General features: G+C 68.8%; 15 protein-coding genes. 9 read left to right on the top strand and 6 right to left on the bottom strand.

What is annotated here, in order from left to right:
• Positions 1 to 79 precede the first annotated feature (79 nt).
• From ROP_RS05440 to ROP_RS05430, 3 genes are read left to right on the top strand one after another with little or no spacing between them, the layout of a single operon-like run.
• Positions 80 to 4,981: an NAD-glutamate dehydrogenase gene (locus ROP_RS05440; RefSeq protein ID WP_012688335.1), complete on the top strand. Its 4,902-nt coding sequence runs from the start codon at positions 80 to 82 to the stop codon at positions 4,979 to 4,981.
• On the top strand, positions 4,978 to 5,403 hold the full coding sequence (locus ROP_RS05435; protein WP_012688334.1) for an acyl-CoA thioesterase: 426 nt from the start codon (positions 4,978 to 4,980) through the stop codon (positions 5,401 to 5,403). Before ROP_RS05440 ends, ROP_RS05435 begins: the two co-directional genes overlap by 4 nt.
• On the top strand, positions 5,396 to 6,082 hold the full coding sequence (locus ROP_RS05430; protein WP_012688333.1) for a hypothetical protein: 687 nt from the start codon (positions 5,396 to 5,398) through the stop codon (positions 6,080 to 6,082). The genes ROP_RS05435 and ROP_RS05430 overlap by 8 nt, the downstream gene beginning before the upstream one ends.
• 27 nt (positions 6,083 to 6,109) lie before the next feature.
• Here ROP_RS05430 and ROP_RS05425 read toward each other — a convergent pair whose 3' ends face one another.
• On the bottom strand, positions 6,110 to 7,705 hold the full coding sequence (locus ROP_RS05425; protein ID WP_012688332.1) for a glycoside hydrolase family 13 protein: 1,596 nt from the start codon (positions 7,703 to 7,705) through the stop codon (positions 6,110 to 6,112).
• A 67-nt stretch (positions 7,706 to 7,772) separates the two neighbouring features.
• Entirely contained in the window at positions 7,773 to 8,168 is a 396-nt protein-coding gene (locus ROP_RS05420; RefSeq protein ID WP_043824253.1) for a globin, read from the bottom strand.
• Between the two features lie 140 nt (positions 8,169 to 8,308).
• Between ROP_RS05420 and ROP_RS05415 the strand changes: the two genes are divergently transcribed.
• From ROP_RS05415 to ROP_RS05405, 3 genes are all read left to right on the top strand, one after another.
• The gene (locus tag ROP_RS05415) at positions 8,309 to 8,980 is read left to right on the top strand and encodes an HNH endonuclease (RefSeq protein WP_012688330.1); all 672 of its coding nucleotides are present in this window, start codon (positions 8,309 to 8,311) and stop codon (positions 8,978 to 8,980) included.
• A 75-nt stretch (positions 8,981 to 9,055) separates the two neighbouring features.
• Positions 9,056 to 9,316 carry an aa3-type cytochrome oxidase subunit CtaJ gene (locus tag ROP_RS05410; protein WP_012688329.1) on the top strand — a complete coding sequence of 87 codons (261 nt, stop codon included), beginning with the start codon at positions 9,056 to 9,058 and terminating at the stop codon, positions 9,314 to 9,316.
• Positions 9,303 to 9,779, top strand: coding sequence for a DUF5130 domain-containing protein (locus tag ROP_RS05405; protein ID WP_012688328.1), 477 nt, complete (start codon positions 9,303 to 9,305; stop codon positions 9,777 to 9,779). Before ROP_RS05410 ends, ROP_RS05405 begins: the two co-directional genes overlap by 14 nt.
• 67 nt (positions 9,780 to 9,846) lie before the next feature.
• Here ROP_RS05405 and ROP_RS05400 read toward each other — a convergent pair whose 3' ends face one another.
• Positions 9,847 to 10,263 carry an SRPBCC family protein gene (locus ROP_RS05400; protein ID WP_012688327.1) on the bottom strand — a complete coding sequence of 139 codons (417 nt, stop codon included), beginning with the start codon at positions 10,261 to 10,263 and terminating at the stop codon, positions 9,847 to 9,849.
• Positions 10,264 to 10,367: 104 nt separating this feature from the next.
• Here ROP_RS05400 and ROP_RS44005 point away from each other — a divergent pair, with 104 nt between their 5' ends.
• Positions 10,368 to 11,168, top strand: a complete 801-nt coding sequence (locus ROP_RS44005; protein WP_050785181.1) for a helix-turn-helix domain-containing protein — start codon at positions 10,368 to 10,370, stop codon at positions 11,166 to 11,168.
• 37 nt (positions 11,169 to 11,205) lie between these two features.
• Complete coding sequence (dinB, locus tag ROP_RS05390; protein WP_043824250.1) at positions 11,206 to 12,432, top strand: DNA polymerase IV; 1,227 nt, start codon at positions 11,206 to 11,208, stop codon at positions 12,430 to 12,432.
• A gap of 21 nt (positions 12,433 to 12,453) precedes the next feature.
• Here the strand turns inward: dinB and pepN are convergent, their stop codons facing one another.
• Complete coding sequence (gene pepN / locus ROP_RS05385) at positions 12,454 to 15,033, bottom strand: aminopeptidase N (protein ID WP_012688324.1); 2,580 nt, start codon at positions 15,031 to 15,033, stop codon at positions 12,454 to 12,456.
• 72 nt (positions 15,034 to 15,105) lie between these two features.
• Positions 15,106 to 16,341 carry an NAD(P)/FAD-dependent oxidoreductase gene (locus ROP_RS05380; protein ID WP_012688323.1) on the bottom strand — a complete coding sequence of 412 codons (1,236 nt, stop codon included), beginning with the start codon at positions 16,339 to 16,341 and terminating at the stop codon, positions 15,106 to 15,108.
• 100 nt (positions 16,342 to 16,441) lie between these two features.
• On the opposite strand from ROP_RS05380, the gene ROP_RS05375 reads away from it, so the two are divergent.
• Positions 16,442 to 17,098, top strand: coding sequence for a DsbA family oxidoreductase (locus tag ROP_RS05375; RefSeq protein ID WP_373414756.1), 657 nt, complete (start codon positions 16,442 to 16,444; stop codon positions 17,096 to 17,098).
• A 12-nt stretch (positions 17,099 to 17,110) separates the two neighbouring features.
• Here the strand turns inward: ROP_RS05375 and ROP_RS05370 are convergent, their stop codons facing one another.
• Positions 17,111 to 18,094 carry a M48 family metallopeptidase gene (locus tag ROP_RS05370; protein ID WP_012688321.1) on the bottom strand — a complete coding sequence of 328 codons (984 nt, stop codon included), beginning with the start codon at positions 18,092 to 18,094 and terminating at the stop codon, positions 17,111 to 17,113.
• Between the last annotated feature and the right edge of the window lie 47 nt (positions 18,095 to 18,141).

Here is an 18,141-nt window from a genome sequence, read left to right as displayed (position 1 = left end):
CACCCTCTGTTCCCATCGCCGCGGGCTAGTCTCGAGAGAGTTGCCCGCGGCGATCGGAACGAAGAGGAAGTGAGCCCCGATGACGGAATCGGCAGCACTGAAAGATGCGGAGTGGGCGCGGAATCTGCCCGAAGGTCTCCGGTCTCAGGTGCCGACTCTCGCAGCCGTGTATTTCCGTCACGTCGATCGCGGTGACAGCGAGAGCGCCGTCAACGGCGCCTCCGACGCCGTGCTCGGCGCGCATCTGACGCTGGCCCTGCATCGTCCCCCGGAGCGCGCGATCACCCGGGTCTACCGGCCGGGCGACGGGCGCGAACTCGGTGCGTCCTTGCAGATCGTCACGGACGACATGCCGCTGCTCGTCGAATCGATCACGGCCCTGCTGAACCGTCTCGGCATCGGGATCAGCGAATTCGTGCACCCGATCGTCTCCGTGCGGCGTGATCCGATCGGCGCACTGCGCGGAATCCACATGGGAGACAAGGCCAAGGATGCCGACGAGGGCGGCTTGTCCGAATCGTGGATCCACGTCCAGCTCGATCCGCGCGCCGACTCCGCGGTTCTCGACACGCTCGAGAAGGAGGTCGGCACCGTCCTTGCCGACGTGCGCCAGGTGGTCCGGGACACCGACATCATGCGCAAGCTCGAGCGGACGCTGGCCGACGAACTGGAGGCGTCCGCAACCTGTCCGGGCGTGTCGAAGAACGACCTGGAGGACTGCGCCGACCTGCTGCGGTGGATGTCGCAGGGCAATTACGCGGCGCTCGGGTACCGGCGTTTCGAACTGGGGGAGCCGGACGAGTCCGGCGCCCGGAGCCTGCAGGTGGTGCCGGGCAGCGGTCTCGGACTGCTGCGCTCCGACACGGTCACCGAGGGCCCGCTGAGCCTGCCGCCGGCCGCCGAGATCCCCGACCGCCCCCTGCTCGTGCTCACGCAGGGTTCGTTCCCGGCGACCGTGCACCGCTCGGTCTACCCGTTCTTCGTCGGCGTGAGCATCCTCGACGCGAACGGCAACATCACTGGTGAGCACCGCTTCCTCGGTGTCTTCACCGTGACGGCCCTGCACGAGAACGTCCTCGACATCCCCGTGATCGCCCGCCGGGTGCGCAAGGTGATCGACCGGGCCGGGTTCCAGTTGAACTCGTATTCGGGGCAGGCGATGCTGGAGGTCATCCAGTCGTTCCCGCGCACCGAACTGTTCTCGAGCGACGCGGACACCCTGTTCGACACGGTGACGGCGGTGCACAGCATCGGGCTCCGGCGCCAGGTGCGCCTGTTCGTGCGCGAGGACTTTCTCGGACGATTCGTCTCCTGCCTGATCTACCTGCCCCGGGATCGGTACACCACCCGGGTCCGGCTCGCCATGCAGGACATTCTGTTGCGGGAATTCGGCGGCGGCACTTTGGAATACACCGCACGGGTCACGGAGTCGGATCTCGCGTTGCTGCACGTGACGATCCGCAAGAGCACCGAACAGATGGGGTCGCGGCTCGACCTGTCCGACGCCGACCGCGAACGCGTCCAGGCGATGCTGGCCGAGGCGAGCCGCAGCTGGGACGACCATCTCGGTGACCTCCTGCCGGTCACCGCCGGTGTGGATCCCATTCTGGCGCAGCGTTATGCGGACGTGCTGCCCGAAGGATACAAGGAGGATTTCGATGCCACCCGCGCGTTGTCGGACCTCGCGAGGCTCGAGGCGCTCGAGCGTGGTTCCATCGACCTGCTGCTGTACCGCGACCGCGGGGCGGAGGTCGGGCACTGGCGGTTCACCCTGTACGTGGGCGGGGACGGCATTTCGCTGAGCCAGGTGCTCCCGGTGTTGCAGAGCCTGGGCGTGGAGGTCCTCGACGAACGGCCCTACCAGATTCCGCGGCCCGACGGGTTGGCCTGCTGGATCTACGATTTCGGGTTGTCGGTGCCCGCGGAGTTGCTCCGCTCCTCGGTGGAGGACGACCTGGATGCCGAACTCGCCGCGGAGGAGGCATCCGCGGCCGAGCCGAAGCTTCAGGAACGGTTCACGGATGCGTTCACCGCGGTCTGGTTCGGGCGCGCGGAGGCCGATCGGTTCAACGAGCTGATTCTGCGGGCGGGGGTGTCGTGGCGGCAGGCCGTGATCCTGCGGGCGTACGCGAAGTACCTGCGCCAGGCCGGTTTTCCCTACAGTCAGTTCCACATCGAGGGGGTCGCGCTGGCCAACCCGCGGTCGGCCTACACGCTCGTCGAGTTGTTCGAGGCGATGTTCGACCCGGAGGCGCCCTCACCCGACCTGGTGGCCGAACTCGACACCCGTCTGCGGGAGTACATCGACTCCGTGGTCAGCCTCGACGCGGATCGCATCCTGCGCGGTCTGTTCGGGCTGATCACGTCGACACTGCGCACCAACTACTTCGTCACCGGCGAGGGCGGGGAGCCGCAGCCCCATCTGTCGATCAAGCTCGATCCGACCTCGATCCAGGAACTGCCGAAGCCCCGGCCGAAGTACGAGATCTTCGTGTACTCGCCGGACGTCGAGGGTGTGCACCTGCGGTTCGGGTCCGTCGCCCGCGGCGGGTTGCGCTGGTCGGACCGGCGCGAGGACTTCCGCACCGAGATCCTGGGGTTGGCGAAGGCCCAGGCCGTGAAGAACGCGGTGATCGTCCCGGTCGGGGCGAAGGGCGGCTTCGTCGTCAAGAATCCGCCGACGCCGTCGGGGGACGCGGCGGCCGACCGCGCCGCCGCTCTCGAGGCGGGCCAGGACTGCTACCGCACGTTCATCTCCGGGCTCCTGGACCTCACTGACAACGTCGATCAGGTGTCGGGGGAGATCGTGCCTCCTGCGCGCGTGGTGCGGCGGGACGGCGACGACCGGTATCTCGTCGTGGCCGCGGACAAGGGCACCGCGAAATTCTCCGACCTCGCCAATTCGGTTGCGGAGCAGTACAACTTCTGGCTCGGCGACGCGTTCGCGTCCGGTGGGTCGGCCGGGTACGACCACAAGGGGATGGGCATCACGGCCCGCGGGGCCTGGGAGAGCGTGAAACGGCATTTCCGGGAGATGGGGGTCGACACCCAGACCGAGGACTTCACCGCGGTCGGTGTCGGCGACATGAGCGGCGACGTGTTCGGGAACGGCATGCTGCTGAGCAGGCACATCCGGCTGGTGGCGGCGTTCGACCACCGGCACGTCTTCCTCGACCCCGATCCCGACGCGGCCACGTCGTTCGAGGAGCGGTCCCGGATGTTCGCGCTGCCCCGGTCGTCGTGGGCCGACTACGACACCGGCATCATCAGCGAGGGCGGCGGGGTGTGGGACCGGACCCGCAAGTCGGTCCCGATCAGTGCCGCCGCGCGTGCCGCACTCGGACTCGACGACACCGTCACCGAACTCTCGCCACCGGAACTGGTCCGGGCGATCCTGTGTGCCCCGGTGGATCTGCTGTGGAACGGCGGCATCGGCACCTACGTCAAGGCGTCCACCGAGACCAACGCGATGGTGGGCGACAAGAGCAACGACTCCGTTCGCGTCGACGGCAACGACGTGCGGGCCAGGGTGGTCGGTGAGGGCGGCAACCTGGGAGTGACGGCGCTCGGCCGCATCGAGTACAGCCAGAACGGCGGCCGGATCAACACCGATGCGATCGACAACTCCGCGGGCGTGGACTGCTCCGATCACGAGGTGAACATCAAGATCCTGCTGGACTCGCTGGTGAGCAGCGGCGGGTTGCCGCAGGAGGACCGCAATCCGCTGCTGGCATCGATGACCGACGAGGTGGCCCACCTCGTTCTCGCGAACAACATCGCCCAGAACAACCTTCTCGGCGTCTCCCGGACCAGCGCGGTCCCGATGCTGAGCGTGCACCGCCGCCAGATCGAGCACCTCGCGTCCCGCCGCGGTCTCGACCGGAAACTCGAGGCCCTGCCCACCGAGGAGGAGATCGCTCGGCGCAGGCAGGCCGGGCAGGGGCTGACGTCGCCGGAACTCGCGACGCTCACCGCGCACGTGAAACTTGCGCTCAAGGACGACCTCCTCGCGACGGACCTGCCCGACAGCGAGACGTTCGCGCCGCGCCTGCCGCGGTACTTCCCGACGGTGCTGCGCAAGCGGTTCCGGACGGCGATCAAGGCGCATCCCCTGCGCAGGCAGATTGTGGCGACGATGCTCGCGAACGAGACCATCGACAACGGCGGAATCACCTTCGCGTACCGATTGGCGGACGAGGCGGGAGCGAGCAGCACCGACGCCATCCGTGCGTATGCGGCGGTCACCGAGATCTTCGCCCTGCCCGACCTGTGGTCGCGGATCCGGTCGGCGAACATCGCCGCGGACATCGAGGACGACCTGATCCTCGAGTCGGGCCGGCTCCTCGACCGGGCGTCGCGCTGGTTGCTGACCAATCGGCCCCAGCCTCTCGCGGTGGGCGCCGAGATCGCCCGCTACTCGGCCGACTTCCGGACCCTCTCGCCGAGGGTGCCGCAGCTGGTGCGGGGGCATCAGCTCACCGACGTGGAGATGCGGGCGCGGCCGCTCGTCGTCCGTGGGGCGCCCGAAGATCTGGCCTTCGAGGTGTTCCGGCTCCTGGACAAGTTCTGCCTGCTCGACATCATCGACATCGCCGACATCGCGGAGCGTGACATCGACGAGGTCGCCGAGCTGTACTACGAACTCGACGCGCACCTCGGCATCGACTGGCTGCTCAGCGCGGTGTCCACTCTCGCGCGCGGCGACCGGTGGCACTCGCTGGCCCGCCTCGCGTTGCGCGACGACCTCTACAGTTCGCTGCGCCAGCTCGCGATGGAAGTGCTCCTCGGCGGCGAACCGCACGAGACGCCGCAGGAGAAGATCGACGACTGGGAGTCGACGAACGCGTCCCGGCTGGCCAGGGCGAGGTCCGCTCTCACCGAGATTTTCGAGTCTGGGACCCTTGACCTCGCGACGCTCTCGGTGGCGGCGCGTCAGGTACGCAGCATGGTGCGCGGTATGGGCACCCGATCGGAGGTATGACGTTGAGCGAGGGCTTTCACGCGGAGGTCGAAGTTCGATGGTCGGACATGGACGTCTTCCAGCACATCAACCACGCTCGGATGGTGACGCTGCTGGAGGAGGCGCGGATTCCCTGGCTGTTCGAGGACGACCGGCCCACGGTCACGTTGCGTGACGGCGCAGTCATCGCCGACCTGCACGTGCGCTACCGCGGGCAGCTTCGGCACAGCGATTCACCGCTGGACGTGCTGATGTGGGTCGAGAAGGTGCGCGCCGTCGATTTCACGATCAACTACGAGGTCCGCCCGAAGGGTGTCGACGTCTCGGTCGCGCCGTCCATCATCGCGTCGACGCAGATCGCGGCGTTCGACATCGACACTCAGCGACTCCGCAGGATCACGGACGTCGAGCGCGGTTACCTGGAGAGCTGGCAGCGTGCATGAGCGCGTCCTGTCGATCCCGGACGCGACGGAACGCGGCGATCTCGCCACCTTCCTCACCCGGGTGGTCCGGTTGGACGAGGCGACGGTGGTCCGTCTCCGCCAACGCGGACCCGGCCGGCTGACGGCCTGGGCGGCAACCGGTTTCGACGCGCTGGCGGTGCGCACGATCGCGGGGACGATCACCCCGGACGACACGTCGGCAGCCGGTGACCAGTTGCTCGCCGCGCTCGAAGCGGCGACCACAGCCGACATCGATCCGGGGTTCTCGATGGATTCGGCGTGGCGGGGCGCCTTGCCTCCCACGGGGGGTTTCGTCCACATCGACGACGTCCCCGCGCGCGTCCTGGTCGACCTCGCACAGCGCGGTGCGGCGCTGGCGCAGGAGCACGGCAGTAGCCACGGCCCGCCCGCGTCGCTGCTCGACCAGGAGGTCCTGCAGGTGGAGGGCGCGGAACAGACGGTCGGCATCCCCATGCGGGTGGTGTTCGCGCTCACCGCGATGGGGTTCGTCCCGCACGCCGGCTCGGATCGGCTGACCGCCGACATCGACCTCGACCGCATCGACGCCTCGGAACTGATCCGGGTGCGGGCCACCGCGTCGTGGCTGCGGGTGGACGCCCGGTTCGGGTCGATCTACCGGCACCGTGGTGGGGGGATTCCGCTGTCGGTGGCGCGGTAGGCCGCACCGCGACCGGGGGAGTCCGGGTCAGATGAGCCACGCAGCCGCGTTCGGCGGAAGCTGCCCCTCGACGAGAGGCGCGCTGCCGAGCAGCACCTCACCGGGCGGCAGCGCGATCGGCGCGTCGGTGGCATTCAGGGCGCAGATCAGACCGCCGCGCCTGCGGAACGCGAAGCACCCCTCGGGACTGCCGTACCAGTCGACTCCGGGACCGGAGAACTCCGGCCGGAACGAGCGCAGTTCGAGAGCCGCCCGGTACAGCGAGAGCGTTGACGTGACGTCCTCGAGTTGCGCCTCGACGGTCAGCGGGGCCCACTCGGCCGGCATCGGCAGCCATGGCTCGCCCGTGCTGAACCCGAACGGCGGTTCGGTGCCCTCCCAGGGAACGGGCACCCGGCATCCGTCGCGGCCGCGTTCGGTGTGATCGGACCGTTCCCACACCGGGTCCTGCAACGCCGAATCGGGCAGGTCGACGTTGGGCAGGCCGAGTTCGGCGCCGTTGTACAGGAACGCCGCACCCGGCAGCGCCAGTTCGACGAGGATCATCGCCCGGGCGCGTGCGGTGCCGATCTCGCCGCCGCCGTACCGGGTGACCTCCCGTTCGACGTCGTGGTTCGACAGGGTCCACGTGGGGGTTCCGCCGACCTGGTCGACGGCGGTGAGGGAGTTCTCGATCGCCTCCCGGACCGTCTCCGCCGAGAACTCGGCCTCCGCCAGCCGGAAGTTGAACCCGAGGTGCAGTTCGTCGGGCCGGATGTACTCGCCGAACCGTTCGTTGTCGCGGACCCAGATCTCCCCGACGGCCACCGTGCCCGGGTACTCGTCGAGGACCTTGCGGATGCCGCGGTGGATGTCGTGGACGGCGGGGTTGTCGAACCGCGGGTCGTCGTCCGAGTTGTGCAGCAGTTCGTTGGCGGACCAGTCGTGATCCGGCAGGCCTTCCGGCTTCGCCATGCCGTGCGCGACGTCGATGCGGAATCCGTCGACGCCCCGGTCGAGCCAGAACCGGAGCGTTTTCGTCAGGTCCTCGACGACCTCCGGGTTGTCCCAGTTCAGGTCGGGTTGCTCCGTCGCGAAGATGTGCAGGTACCACTGGCCGGGTGCGCCGTCGGCCTCGGTGATCCGTGTCCACGCCGGACCGCCGAAGATGCTCGGCCAGTTGTTCGGCGGCTCCGCGCCGTTCTCGCCGCGGCCGTCTCGGAAGATGTACCGGTTCCGTTCCGGACTGCCCGGCGGCGACGCGACGGCCGCACGGAACCATTCGTGCTCGACGCTGGTGTGATTGGGCACCAGGTCCATCGTCACCTTGATCTGGCGGGCGTGCGCCGCCTCGATCAGGTCGTCCATGACCGCGAGGTCGCCGAACAGCGGGTCGATGTCGCGGGGGTCGGACACGTCGTAGCCGTGATCGGCCATCGGGGAACGCATGACCGGGCTCAGCCAGAGGGCGTCGACACCGAGCAGTTCGAGGTAGCCGAGTTTGTCCCGCACTCCGTGGAGATCGCCGACGCCGTCACCGTTCGCGTCGGCGAACGAGCGGGGATAGATCTGGTAGAAGACCGCGTCGGACCACCAGGGTGCCGGCTGCGTGTCGTCGGCGGACGTTTCGGCGGGAGTGCTCACAATCGCCCATCGTGCCAAACGATCGTCCCCGCCACGACTCGACCGGCGTAATCGGCGCGGGGCGGCTTCAGAAGGCGGAGTTCACCATCGACGCCGCCGCCATGTCCATGTACTCCCGGAGAGCCTTGCGATGCGCGTCGTCGAGAGTCCCGGAGTCGATCGACGCGATCGCCGTGTGCATGCACCGCAGCCACGCGTCGCGCTCGATCGGGCCGATCTTGAACGGGTGGTGACGCATCCGCAGTCGCGGGTGGCCGCGCTCGTCCGAATAGGTGTGCGGTCCACCCCAGTACTGCTCGAGGAACATCCGCATCCGGCGCTCGGCCGGACCCAGATCTTCCTCGGGATAGAGGGGCCGCACGATGTCGTCCTTGGCGACTTCCTCGTAGAAGCGCGCGGTGAGCTTGCGGAACGTCTCCGCTCCGCCCACCGCCTCATAGAAGGTCTGCTGCACGTCAGTCATGGCGCCTTCCATTGTGCACGTGCGGGCGGGAACGGTCTTCGTCACCGTCTGTTCACCGAATGTCCTGCATTTTTGTCGGAAATGGGCGTGCGCGAGCAGGCGATTCATGGTGCACTTGGTGGCAATCTCCCGGAGGTCGCATGAAGAATCGACACAGCGCCCGCGCTCACCGACAACTCGTGCCCACTGATGCCCGGAGTGCCGGGGTTTCAGGGGCGTTTGCTTTACAAGTGATCACCGAAGGCTCCGCGCACAGCGCCGAGCCTTCTTTCCCGGGCGAGAATGCGGTTCCGCTCTGGATCAAGCGCCGGGTGCTTCTCCTGAACGTCACCTACGAGCCGCTCACCGCCCTTCCTGCCCGCCGCGCCGTGGTGTTGATGACCTGCGGTAAGGCCGACACCGTCCACGAGGATCCGCACGCCCCGGTCGTCCACTCCGAGCAGTGGTCCGTTCAGGTGCCGTCCGTGATCCGCCTCCGGAACTACGTCCGCGTCCCGTACCGGGCCCGCGTTCCGATGACCCGCGCGGCACTCATGCATCGCGACCGGTTCCGGTGCGCCTACTGCGGGTCCAAGGCCGAGACGGTCGATCACGTGGTTCCCCGCAGTCGTGGCGGCGAGCATTCGTGGGAGAACTGCGTGGCCTGCTGCGCGCCCTGCAACCACCGCAAGGCGGACAAGTTGCTGAGCGAACTCGGCTGGACGCTCCGGGCCTCCCTGGTGCCGCCGTCCGGCCCGCATTGGCGGCTGCTGGCGTCGACGAAGGACCTGCACCCGTCGTGGATGCCCTACCTCGGTGAAGGCGCCGCCTGAGCGGTCCGCGCGGGCGCTCCGCGAACTTCGGCCCTGACGCTTCCCTCCGCACGGTTCTGGGCTACCGTTTGCGTTGTGAGCATTCTCGAGACAGTGCTGATATTCGTAGGAATTCCGGCGTTGATCACCGCCTTCTTCGCGGCGATGTCGTTCGTCGGCAAGAAGACGCCGGGCCCCGTGCCGCCCGCGTTCCACCTCGGCGAGGAATGGACGCATGCGCCGGTGCTGTGGAGCGCCGTCGACGAGGTGACCACGCACGGTCATCACGGCGGACACCACGGCGCGCACGCCGGTTCGGAAGACCTGATTGGAGGCTCGGCAAGTGGCAAGTGGTGACCTGACCCCCGCGACCGTATCCGCGGACAATCTGCCCGTCGGCAGCGTCGTGACCGCCAGCGGTCGCATCTCGGGCGTGCACCGCGTCGGTGAGCCCTTCACCGACGACCTGCCGTTCACGACGGACGAACTCGTCCGCCTCGACGATGCCCTCACCGACGGCACCCGCAAGACGAAGGTGCGTTTCAACGCGTACATCGGCGACCTCGGCGAGAACACCGCGGCAGGCGCCGATGCGCTCTTCCCGACGACTCCGGAGGCGGAACGGTCCGTCCTCATCGCCGTCTCGCCGAACCAGCGGACGGTCGAGATCCGCAGTGGCCGGGCCGTGGCCGACCGGGTCACCGACCGGGTCGCCCAGCTCGGGGCGACGGCGGCGGTGTCGTCGTTCGGCGACGGAGACCTCATCGACGGTCTCGTCAGTGCCATTCGCGTGATGAGCGCGGCGATCGCCTCGCCGTAAACCCGCACAGCGCCCGCGCGGCCCGTCACCGTTCAGTCCTCCTGAACCGTGACGGGCCGTCGGTGTCTCAGCGGGTGTCGACGACGCGGTCGGCGGTGTCGAGGGTCCGCCGCACGGCCTCGATGCCCAGTCGCATCATCTGAGCGGTCCGCTCGGCGAGCGTGCCGGGAAGAACGTCCGCGATCCAGACGAAGACGGTTGCACCGTGACCGTCGTCGCTCACCTGGGCGGACGCATGGTGATGCATGTAGGGGCCGTCGACGATCGACCAGGCCAGCCTCTGTGCGTCCTCGTCGCACGAGACGAGACGCTCCCGGACGACGGATCCGTCGCAGAACGTGACGACCCGATCACCCTGGTCGAGCGCCGTGTCGGTGACGAACCCGGCGGCGAGCCGCGTGTGCAACGCGCCCCAGTCTCGCAGCGCGTCCCACGCGGCAGCCGGTGTGACGTCGATGTGTGTGGACTCGCGAATGTATGCCATGACCCCAGCGTGCCGCGAGGACTCCCACGAAGATTGAAGATTCTTGCAGGCCACTTCACTCTCCGGAAGTGTCGGTCCTCGCGGGTAGCGTCCCCGTCGTGGCGATGAGCGAGGTCGCACTTCTGCCGGGCGCGAGCGTCTGGACGGTGGACTGCTGCGCCAAACACCCGGGTTGGTCGGACGTGGAGGTGCGCGGCGACCACCGGCTCGTGCTCGTCCGCGGCGGCCGTTTCCTGCGCCGGATCGGCAGGTGCGAGTCGACGGTCGACCCGACTGTCGCCTACCTCGGCGTCCCGGGTGAGGCGGAGCAGTTCGCGCACCCCGCCGGGGGAGACCGGTGCACGTCGATAGGCGTCCGGCCCGAGCTGTGGCGGACCCTCGCCGGTGAGCACTGGGTGCTCGCCCGGTCCGACGTGTACGTCGACGCCTCCGTCGACCTTCTGCACCGGCGCCTGCTCCGGGCCGGCCGCACCGGCGACATCCAGTTCGCCCTCGCGGAGGAGGTCGTCCGACTCGTCGCGGTCGCCGCGCTCGCCGCGTCCCGGGAACGGTCGAGTGCGCATCGGCGCGGCGGGCTTCCGGACGCCGCGGTCGCCGCCGCCGCTCGCGCGGCGATCCTCGACGACGAGCCCGGCTCGCACGGACTGCTACCCCTCGCCGACCGGATCGGAGTATCGCCGTTCGCTCTGAGCCGCGCCTGCAGCGCGGTCATGGGGATCTCGCTCACCAGGTACCGCAACCGGGTCCGGGTAGGCCGGGCGCTCGCGCGGATCGAGGCCGGCGACCGGGACCTCGCCTGCCTCGCCGCCGACCTGGGGTTCTCGGATCAGGCCCATCTGACCAGGACGATCCGCGTCCACCTCGGGGAGACACCGACCGCACTGCGCACGCTGCTGTCGGCCTGAGCCGCCCTCGACTTCTGTCGGTGGTCGATGCGAACATATGTTCGTGTCCGATTCGCCGCGCCCGCGTATCTCGAGTGGCGCCGAGGCGACCATCCTGCACGCCGACCTCGACGCGTTCTACGCCTCGGTGGAGCAACGGGACGACCCTGCACTGCGGGGTCGTCCGGTGATCGTCGGCGGTGGGGTCGTGCTGGCCGCGAGCTACGAGGCGAAGGCGTACGGGGTGCGCACGGCCAGTAGCGGCGCCCAGGCGCTGCGCCTGTGTCCGCACGCCGTCGTGGTGCGACCGCGGATGTCGGCGTATGCGGCCGCGAGCAAGGCGGTGTTCGAGGTCTTCGGGCACACGACACCCCTGGTCGAGGGCCTGTCGATCGACGAGGCGTTTCTCGACGTCGCCGGTCTGCGCAAGATCGCGGGCGCACCGGTCGACATCGCTGCCCGCCTCCGCCGCGACGTACGCGAGCAGGTGGGTCTGCCGATCACCGTCGGTGTCGCGCGAACGAAGTTTCTCGCCAAGGTCGCCAGCGCGGTGGGCAAGCCCGACGGACTGCTGCACGTACCGCCGGAGGGGGAGATCGAATTCCTCCACCCGCTGCCGGTCGAACGGCTGTGGGGGGTCGGGGCGGTGACGTCGCGCAAGCTCCGCGACGCCGGAATCGCCACCGTCGGCCAACTCGCCCACCATCCGGAAGAGCTGCTCGTGTCCATCGTCGGACCGGCGGCGGGCCACCACCTCCACGCGCTCGCCTGGGCGCGCGACCCCCGGCCGGTGCAGGTGGGACGCAGGCGGCGGTCCGTCGGCGCCCAGCATGCGCTGGGACGCGGGCCGAAGTCGCGGGAGGACGTGGACGCCGCCCTGGTCGCGTTGGTCGACCGGGTGGCGGGCCGGTTGCGCCGCGGCAAGCGGGTGGGGCGCACGGTGGTGCTGCGGCTGCGGTTCGACGACTTCACCCGGGTCACCCGGTCGCACACCCTGGCGCAGCCGTCGGCGCAGACGCAGACGATCCTCACCACGGCCCGGGGCCTGCTCGGCAACGCGATGCCGATGATCGAGAGCAAGGGCATCACCCTCGTCGGTGTCGCGGTGGCCAACCTCGAGGACGACTGCCCCCAGCAATTGGCGCTGCCGTTCGATCCCTACACGCGCAGCACTCTCGACACCACGCTCGACAGCCTCCGCGACCGTTTCGGCTCCGCGGCGGTCACCCGCGCGGTTCTGCTGGGCCGGGATCCGGGTGTGAGCGTGCCGATCCTGCCGGACTAGGCCGGCAGGATCGGCCACCGATCAGCTCGCGTCGAACTTGCGGGCCGCGAGCGAACGGACGATTCCCGCCCGGCCCTCGACCACCAGGCGGCGCAGCGCCGGCGGATGGTCACCGGCCAGGAAGTCGTCGGCTGCCGCGACGGACTCCTCGCTGATCGACCACGACGGGTACAGGCCCACCACCACGGTCTGGGCGACTTCGCTCGAACGCCGCTCCCACACCGCGGGAATGTCCGCGAAGTAACGGGCGACGTACGGCTCGAGGATGTCGGACTGACCGTGACCGGCGAACGCGCCGATGATCGAGCGGGCGGTGATGTTCGGCACGGAGTCGTCGCCGACCACCCGGTTCCACGCCTGTTCCTTCACCGCGGCCTGCGGGCGGACGGTGGCCGCGGCGGCGGCGTTGCGGGCCCCTGCCGCGGTCGGGTCGCGTTCGGCTTCGGCGTCGATGAACGGCGTCTCGATGCCCTCGGCGTCGATCTCACCGGCCCCGGCGAGGGCGGTGACGAGACGCCAGCGCAGGTCCGTGTCGACGACGAGCCCCGGCAGCCCGACCGTCTCCGGTGCGGCGTCCAGCAGTTCCTGCAGGACCTCGGTGTGCCAGGGCGACAGCTGCGCGCCGGCCAGCGCGTTGACGAACGCCAGCTGATGGTCCGAACCGGCCTCGGCCTCCCGCGCCAGTTCGAGCAGGCGGTTCGCGAAGTCGGGCCAGCCGTGTTCCTTGGACCACCCGGGTTCGGCGTAGCTGTGCAGCGCGGTCTGGGCCTGCATCAGCAGTCGCTGGACCACGCCGACCTCGGTTTCGGCGCCGACGCCGCGCTGCACGAGGGCGACGAAATCGCGCGCCTTGAGTTCGGCCTGACGCGTCATCTCCCACGCCGCCGACCACACCAGGGTGCGGGGGAGTGGCTCCTCGATGTCGCCGATCCGCTCGATGGCGGTGGCCAGCGAGTCGGGGTCGAGCCGCAGCGAGCAGTACGTGAGGTCGTCGTCGTTGACGAGGATCAGCTGACCGCGTTCGACACCGACGAGTTCGGTGACGTCGGTGCGTTCGGTGGCGTCGACGTCGAGTTCCACCCGCTTCGTGCGGACGAGCTTGCCGTTCCGGTCGTCGTACACACCGACCGCGATGCGGTGCACCCGTCGCTCACCGGCGCCCGGTGCGGCGCCGTCCTGCAGCACGGTGAACCGGGTGAACTTGCCGTCCGCGTCGACGTCGAACTCGGGACGCAGGATGTTGAGCCCGGTGGTCTTGAGCCACTGGGTGCCCCAGTCGGACAGGTCGCGGCCCGAGGACTTCTCGAGTGCGCCGAGGAGGTCGTCGAACGTGGCGTTGTCGAAGGCGTGGTCGCGGAAGTAGTCCCGCAGACCGGACAGGAAGGGGTCGAGTCCGACGTACGCGACGAGCTGTTTGAGGACGGACGCGCCCTTCGCGTACGTGATGCCGTCGAAGTTCACCTCGACCGCGGCGAGGTCCGGGATGTCGGCGGCGATGGGGTGGGTGGACGGCAGCTGATCCTGCCGGTACGCCCACGACTTCTCGACGTTCGCGAACGTGGTCCAGGCGTTGGTGTATTCGGTGGCCTCGCTCTGGCAGAGCACGGAGGCGAACGTCGCGAAGGACTCGTTGAGCCACAGGTCGTCCCACCAGCGCATGGTGACGAGGTCGCCGAACCACATGTGCGCCATCTCGTGCAGCACGGTCTCGGCGCGCCGCTCGTACGACGCCCGGGTTACCTTGGACCGGAAGACGTAGTCCTCGAGGAACGTCACGGCGCCCGCGTTCTCCATTGCGCCCGCGTTGAATTCGGGCACGAACAGCTGGTCGTACTTGCCGAATGCGTAGGGGGTGCCGAAGTTGCGGTGGTAGAAGTCGAAGCCCTGCTTGGTCTCCGTGAACAGGCGCTCGGCGTCCATGTGCTGCCCTAGGGAGGCGCGGCAGTAGATCGCGAGCGGAATGTCGCCGTGCTCGTCGGAGTAGTTGTCCGTCCACTCCGCGTACGGACCCGCGATCAGCGCGACGAGGTAGGTGCTCATCTTCGGCGTGGTGCGGAAGATGTGCCTGCCGGGTTCCGCTTTCACCGTCTCGACGGTCGCGGAGTTGGAGATCACCTTCCAATCGGCGGGGGACGTGACGTGCACGTCGAACGTCGCCTTCAGGTCGGGCTGGTCGAAGCAGGCGAACATCCGCTTGGCGTCGGCCGTCTCGAACTGCGAGTACAGGTACACGGCGTCGTCGGTCGGATCCACGAAGCGGTGCAGACCTTCACCGGTGTGCGAGTACGCGCAGTCCGCCTCGACCACCAGCTCGTTGCGTTCCGTGAGACCGGTGAGCGTGATCCCCGTGGACTCGTCGTAATCCGCGACGTCGACGGGGGAGCCGTTCAGTGTGGCGGAATGCACACGCGCAGCGACGATGTCGACGAACGTCGACGCGCCCGGGGTGGCCCCGAACGTGACGGTGGTCCGCGACGAGAACGTCTCGACCCCGGGTTGACCTGCCCCGTCGGTGAGGTCGAGTTCGATCAGGTAGTTGTCGACGGTCAGCAGCCGGGCTCGCTCGGCTGCCTGTTCGCGGGTCAGGTTCGGTGGGGCCACAGAGGTCTCCTCGTGATCGGCGGCGGTGCTCGTACTCGATGCTGCCATCCCATCACGAGTGGGCCGGGGGTGTTAACCGGACAGGTCGGCCAACGGCACCGCGGGGTCGGCCAGCCGGTCGGGATCGACCGCGGCGGACGAGGACACCAGTTGCTTGATCTCGTTGGTGGCGTCCCAGATGTTGACGTTCATGCCGGCGAGGACGTGGTTGTCCGCGTCCAGCCAGAACGCGAGGAACTCGCGTCCGGGGAGGTTGCCGCGCACCACCACCCGCTCGTACCCGTCGGACGGGGCGTACCCCGTGTACTCCATCCCCAGGTCGAACTGGTCGGTGAAGAAGTACGGCAGCCGGGCGTATTCGGCCTTCTGACCGAGCATGGTCGCGGCGGCTACCGCCGGCTGGTTGAGGGCGTTCGCCCAGTGCTCGACCCGGATCCGGGTGCCGAGTTGCGGATGCAGTTGCGCCGCGATGTCGCCGACCGCGACGACGTCGGGGTCGCTGGTCTGCAATCCGGCGTCGACGAGAACGCCGCCGTCGACGTCGAGCCCGGCCCGTTCCGCGATCTCGATGTTGGGGGCGGCGCCCACCGCGACGAGGACCGCGTCGGCGGGCAGGACCGTCCCGTCGCCGAGCCGCACGCCGGTGGCCTTGCCGTCCTCGACGACGATCTGATCGACCGTGGCACCGAGATGGAGCTGAACGCCGTGCTCGCGGTGCAGTTCCGCGAACACCGTGCCCATCTCGGGGCCGAGCGAGCCGAGCAGCGGAAGTTCGGCGGCTTCCACCACCGTCACGTCGGCACCCTTCTCCCGGGCGGACGCTCCCACTTCGAGACCGATCCAGCCTGCGCCGATCACCACGAGCCGCTTACCGTTGCCGACCGCGGCGATCAACCGGTCGGATTCGTCGACGGTGCGGAGGTAGTGGACGCCCTCGGCGTCGGAGCCGGCAATCGGTGGGCGGCGTGACCGCGAGCCCGTGGCCAGCGCGAGCTTGTCGTACCCGAGTGTGGATCCGTCCGGCAGCGTCACCGTGTGGGCGCCGAGGTCGAGGGCGGTGGCGGTGGTGCCGTACCGCAGGTCCACGTGATGGTCGCGGTACCAGTCGCCGTGGTGGACCGTGAAGTCGCCGAGGGCCTTCTTTCCGGCGAAGTGTTCCTTCGAGAGCGGAGGCCGCTCGTAGGGGAGGTGTTCCTCCTCCGACAGGAGGATGATCGATCCGTCGAAATCCTTGTCACGCAATGCTTCTGCCGTTTTCGCTCCGGCGAGGCCGCCGCCGACGACGACGAACGTGCGAGTGGAGGACATGTGAGGATGCTCCCTTCCGGTCGGCCACTTCCGACCCTACTGCCGCCGAAGGGGTCTCCGGGAAGGATTCCCGGCAGGGAGGTGTTGACTGAACCGGATCGTGTACATCACCGAGAAGGAGCAACACGTGAGCGCTGGGACGAACACCGGTACTGCCAAGGACGTCGCCGACTTCTGGTTCGACCCGTTGTGCCCGTGGTGCTGGATCACCTCGCGATGGATTCTCGAGGCCGCCGAGGTGCGGGACCTCGAGGCGAACTTCCACGTGATGAGCCTGGCCGTACTCAACGAGGGCCGGGATCTGCCGGACGAATACCGCGAGCTCATGACCCGGGCGTGGGGACCGGTGCGCGTCCTGATCGCGGCGGCGCAGAAGCACGGCGACGAGATCCTGCTGCCGCTGTACACCGCGATGGGCACACTGATTCACAACGAGGGCAACAAGGACGTCGACGATGTGATCGTCAAGTCGCTCGCCGAGGTCGGTCTGCCTGCCGAACTGGCCGAGGCCGCCGGATCGGACGAGTACGACGCCGCGCTGCGGGAGAGCCACGCCGCGGGCATGGACGCCGTCGGACCGGACGTCGGAACCCCGACCATCCACGTCAACGGTGTCGCCTTCTTCGGCCCCGTGCTGTCGCGGATTCCGCGCGGCGAGGACGCGGGCAAGGTGTGGGACGGCGCGGTCGCGCTCGCCGGCTACCCGCACTTCTTCGAACTCAAGCGCACCCGCACCGAGGACCCCCAGTTCGACTGAGTCCCGTTCCGGTCACCGAGTGACCGGCCCGGCCGGATCGCCCGCGTACTGCAGTTGCAGCGGGTCGCGGTAGATCTGGCCGGGTTTGACGAACAGGTGACCGTGCCGGGTCCGGTTCCGCAGGGCGGCGGCGCGCCAGGTCAGCACCGGATGTCCCGACAGCAGATTGACGAACCACGGGAAGAACCCGCGTTCGGTGGTGGCCCGGTCGGCGAGTTCGTCGAACCCGACGACGCTCACCAGATACTTGCCCGCGCCGAGAACGCCCATCGCGCCGCGGGCGCCCTGCGGCCGCACGCAGTAGCCGTGATTGTCGGCGGTGTATTCCATCGACCGGAACAGGGCGGACCCGACGACGGGAATGTAGTTGGCGGCGAACTGGCCCAGCTGCCGCCAGTACGACGCGTGTCCGGCGGCGATGTGGCCGACCTCGTGGCCGATGATGAAGGCGAGGGCGTCGGGCTCGCGGGCCTCGCCGCCGATCTCGAACAGATCGCTGTACACGACGACGAAGCGGCGGAAGCCGTGCCCGGACGCGAACGCGTTGATCCGGCCGTTCCCGAGGACGACGTACGCGTCGGGCGGCTCGGCCATCCCGAACCGTGCGGCCGCCTCCGCCACCATCCGGTAGCCGTCGGGAAACTGGGTGGGCGTCATCTTGATCCCGTTCACCTGCTGCGAGCCGTAGAGCTGGCCGCGGCCGACGGCGATGAGGATCGGCGCGACCAGCACGATGAGCACCCAGGTGGACACCACTCCGAGGAACAGGGCCGCGATCGCCGCCACGTAGGCGACGACGGTGAAAACGATCGCGGCCACGAGCAGCGGGATCTCCCACGAGTGCCGGGCGGGCCGGTCGTTCGGCATGAGGCCCGGCAACGGGACCGGGGGATTCCATCCCGTCCCGCTGCCCCACTGCTGCTGTGCGGGGGCCTGCCGAGGTCCCGGATACGCCTGTCCCCAGTTCGGTCCGTTGTCGGGATACATGCTGATCACGATAAGCGTCCCGGGGTCCCGACACGATTCGCGAGGACGCCTGACAG

Origin of the sequence: Rhodococcus opacus B4 (genome assembly GCF_000010805.1) — a bacterium.
Taxonomy (GTDB): Bacteria; Actinomycetota; Actinomycetes; order Mycobacteriales; family Mycobacteriaceae; genus Rhodococcus_F; species Rhodococcus_F opacus_C.
This window is presented reverse-complemented; position numbering and strand designations above follow the sequence as displayed.

What these genes read in the sequence shown, in the direction of transcription:
- ROP_RS05420 (WP_043824253.1), bottom strand. Translation starts at nt 8,168, where the DNA reads ATGACTGACGTGCAGCAGACCTTCTATGAGGCGGTGGGCGGAGCGGAG.
- ROP_RS05415 (WP_012688330.1), top strand. Translation starts at nt 8,309, where the DNA reads ATGAAGAATCGACACAGCGCCCGCGCTCACCGACAACTCGTGCCCACT.
- ROP_RS05400 (WP_012688327.1), bottom strand. Translation starts at nt 10,263, where the DNA reads ATGGCATACATTCGCGAGTCCACACACATCGACGTCACACCGGCTGCC.
- dinB (WP_043824250.1), top strand. Translation starts at nt 11,206, where the DNA reads ATGTTCGTGTCCGATTCGCCGCGCCCGCGTATCTCGAGTGGCGCCGAG.
- ROP_RS44005 (WP_050785181.1), top strand. Translation starts at nt 10,368, where the DNA reads ATGAGCGAGGTCGCACTTCTGCCGGGCGCGAGCGTCTGGACGGTGGAC.
- ROP_RS05440 (WP_012688335.1), top strand. Translation starts at nt 80, where the DNA reads ATGACGGAATCGGCAGCACTGAAAGATGCGGAGTGGGCGCGGAATCTG.
- ROP_RS05380 (WP_012688323.1), bottom strand. Translation starts at nt 16,341, where the DNA reads ATGTCCTCCACTCGCACGTTCGTCGTCGTCGGCGGCGGCCTCGCCGGA.
- ROP_RS05435 (WP_012688334.1), top strand. Translation starts at nt 4,978, where the DNA reads ATGACGTTGAGCGAGGGCTTTCACGCGGAGGTCGAAGTTCGATGGTCG.